The sequence below is a fragment of the uncultured Lamprocystis sp. genome (assembly GCF_903933125.1).
GTDB lineage: Bacteria > Pseudomonadota > Gammaproteobacteria > Chromatiales > Chromatiaceae > Thiodictyon.
This window is the reverse complement of the sequence record NZ_CAIZIZ010000024.1, coordinates 1-2,872: the sequence shown is the minus strand read 5'-3', so window position 1 is coordinate 2,872 and position 2,872 is coordinate 1. Positions and strand designations below refer to the sequence as shown.

Annotated in this window: 3 protein-coding genes; 1 reads left to right on the top strand and 2 read right to left on the bottom strand. The window is 65.0% G+C overall.

Features of this window, described 5'->3' with window-relative positions:
- Positions 1-241: 241 nt before the first annotated feature.
- On the top strand, positions 242-907 hold the full coding sequence (gene phoU, locus QZY03_RS00950; protein WP_295577280.1) for a phosphate signaling complex protein PhoU: 666 nt from the start codon (positions 242-244) through the stop codon (positions 905-907).
- Positions 908-1,065: 158 nt separating this feature from the next.
- Here phoU and QZY03_RS00945 read toward each other — a convergent pair whose 3' ends face one another.
- Complete coding sequence (locus tag QZY03_RS00945) at positions 1,066-1,548, bottom strand: desulfoferrodoxin family protein (RefSeq protein WP_295577278.1); 483 nt, start codon at positions 1,546-1,548, stop codon at positions 1,066-1,068.
- A gap of 15 nt (positions 1,549-1,563) precedes the next feature.
- Complete coding sequence (locus tag QZY03_RS00940; RefSeq protein ID WP_295577275.1) at positions 1,564-2,640, bottom strand: AI-2E family transporter; 1,077 nt, start codon at positions 2,638-2,640, stop codon at positions 1,564-1,566.
- Positions 2,641-2,872 lie beyond the last annotated feature (232 nt).

Genomic DNA, 2,872 nt, shown 5'->3' with positions numbered 1-2,872 from the left:
GGCCTTGATCGTAATCCCGGCCACTTGGGCTCGCCGGGTGCGTAGTCAGGCCATCCTGGCCTGACACCGTCAGGGCTGGAAGCCCTGACTATGCATGCCGCTGGCCGGGATTACGATCAAGGCCGCGGCGCCGTATCGCGGCCGGTGGCCGCTCCCACGGGATCGCCTCGCGACCTTCAGGGTAACGCATTGAGCTAGAATGGATGGCAGCCCACAGAAACACCACGCGGAGGCGGTACCAATGCCGGAACAGGTCAGTCTCGTTCAGAAGAAGCGGGCTCAGCTCCAGCAGGGCGTGCACGACATGGGAACCCTGGTGATCGAAGCCCTGCACCGCTCGGTCGACTGCCTGTCCCGCCAGGATCTCGATCTCGCGGAACAGATCATCGCGCAGGACGAACGGATCAATCAGCACCGTCGGCTGATGGAGCAGGAGTGCCTGGTCGCCCTGGCCGCGTTCAAACCGGCCGGCGAGGACCTGCGCTGCATCGGCGCCTGCCTGTCGCTGGTCTCGGAGCTGGAGCGCATCGGCGACTATGCCGCCGACGTGGCGCGCATCGTGCGACGCGCCCGTGACGGGGTTTTCCCGGCCGAGCCGGTGGCGGCCGTGGCCGGGCTCGCCGACAATGCTATCGCCATGCTGAACGAGGCACTGGCCGCCTTCGACTCCGGCGGGGACACCAGACGCGCCCGCGCGGCCGTCGCCCAGGAGCGCCTGATGGACGACCAGGAAGATGCGGTGGACGAACAGGTCGTGCAGATGATGCGTACCGACCCCGAGTTCGCACCCATGGGTACCTATCTGCTGTGGATCGTGCACAACTACGAGCGCGTCGCCGACCGCGCCACCAATGTGGCCGAGCGGGTGATCTACATCGCCTCCGGACAGACTGAGGAGTTAGGTTGACGCGGGATGCTCGCCGGGGGGGCGACCCATGTCCCCCATTTAGTGGACAACCAACCGGGATCATCTTCGATGCACCGTCGGTTTCGCCGCCGCGACCGATCGCATCGCGGGGATCATAAACTCGATTACGACAACGACCAAGCCGCCAAAGGCGTTTCCTAACGGACTGGTTTCGCTTCGTGCTCCGGCACCCACGCTCCAGCGCCGCCACCGATAACGACCCCTTCGATCCAGATGTCGTGCAGATTACAAATGCTCACCGCGTAGATCGGACCGCTGTAGCCGGCGGGCAGAACGTGACGGGAAACCGGCTGATCGCGCTCGGGATTGAAGGTCTTCTGACTCAGCAGCCGAAAGCGCGCATCCAGCAGCTTGTGCTTGAGAATGTAGTGCCGGTAGCCGTCCATCGGGTGCGGGGTGCGGATGGTGACCGCCGTGGTCAGGCCAGGCGCGGACTCGGTTTTGATCTCGGGTAGGTGCCGGTCCACCTCGCTCGCCCATAACCCGGGAGCATCGCGCGTGAAATAGACACTGCCCGCCAGCGGCCCACTGATCATCACGATCGATTGCGCACGAACCGGGCGGACCGCACTGAGCACCAGGCCCGTCGCGCACCAAGCCAACCAGACTCGCCGCTTCATCGGATCACTCCGGATTCAACCGACCGCGGCCGGCCCTTCATTGAGCCACGCGATAACGACCTTGTAGCCCAGCACCAGGACCACTGAACCGACAAACAGTCCGATGATGCCGGAACTCAGGAATCCGCCGATGGCGCCGACGAAGATCACCGTCATCGGCACCTCCACCCCACGGCCGAGCAAGATGGGTTTCAGGATGTTGTCGATGCTGCCGATGAGGATGGTCCATACCAGCAAGCCGATAAAGGTTGTCGTGTCGGCGGTGGAGAACACGTAGATGAGGATCGGTATCGCGATGGGAAAGATCCCGACCTGGACCGTGCTCAGCAGCAGCGCCAGCAACGCCCACAAACCAGCCGCGGGGACCCCCGCGACCAGCCACCCGAGCCCGGCCAGAATCGACTGGATCAGGGCGACGCCCAGAATGCCGCGGGTGACACTGCGCACGGTCGCCGCCGCCAGTGCGGCGAACTCAACCCCGCGCGCCCCGGCCAGACGGCTGGCGACGGTCCGTGCCGCCCGCCGGGCGCCCTCCTCATGGGCGAGCAGCACCCCCGCGATCGCGATGGCGAAGATAAACTGCAGGATGCCCATTCCCGCTCCCGCGGCCATACCGCCCAGCCAGCGTAGCGCCACCTTGATCTGGGGGGCAATCTGGCGCATCGCGTCTTCCAGATTGTTCGAGGCATCGTCCCACAGGCCGTGGGTGTAAGACCCCACCACGGGGATCCCGCTGACCCAGGCGGGCGGCGGGGGAACATCCAGCGAACCGCTTTCAAACCCGCGCAGTAACCCCTCGGCACCACCGACCACGGAGTCGCTGAGCAGCACCGCCGGAACCAGCAGCACGGCGAGCGTCAGCAGCGACATCAGGGTCGCGGCCAGCACCGAGCGGCCGCCCAAGGCATCGACCAGCAGTTGATAGGCCGGATAGAGACCGATGGCGATGATCGCGCCCCACAGGCCGGGGACGATAAAAGGCCGCACGATATCGAAGCACCAGGCCGCCAGGATCGCGAGCAGCGCGATGCGGATGAAGGTCTCAATGGCCCGGTCCATGAAATGGCGGTCGGCTTGGGTCACTTCGTTCATGGGGACACTGCAGGCGCGTTGTAGCTGTGACGCCAGATGCTACCCCGAGCGCCTGAGAACTGCCAGCGGGGTCGGATCACCGCAGCAATTTCAAATTTGGGCGGCAGCATCCAGCGTGAAGCCGTCGGCGGGGCTGATGGTGGATGCGCTGCGCTTATCCACCCTACAAAACCTGCAATTTTGTAGGGTGGATAAGGCGCGCCGCACGATGTTCGGGATTCAGCACGTCGGT

Bases quoted from the DNA above. Each gene is read 5' to 3' on its own strand.
- phoU (WP_295577280.1), top strand. From the start codon at position 242: ATGCCGGAACAGGTCAGTCTCGTTCAGAAGAAGCGGGCTCAGCTCCAG.
- QZY03_RS00945 (WP_295577278.1), bottom strand. From the start codon at position 1,548: ATGAAGCGGCGAGTCTGGTTGGCTTGGTGCGCGACGGGCCTGGTGCTC.
- QZY03_RS00940 (WP_295577275.1), bottom strand. From the start codon at position 2,640: ATGAACGAAGTGACCCAAGCCGACCGCCATTTCATGGACCGGGCCATT.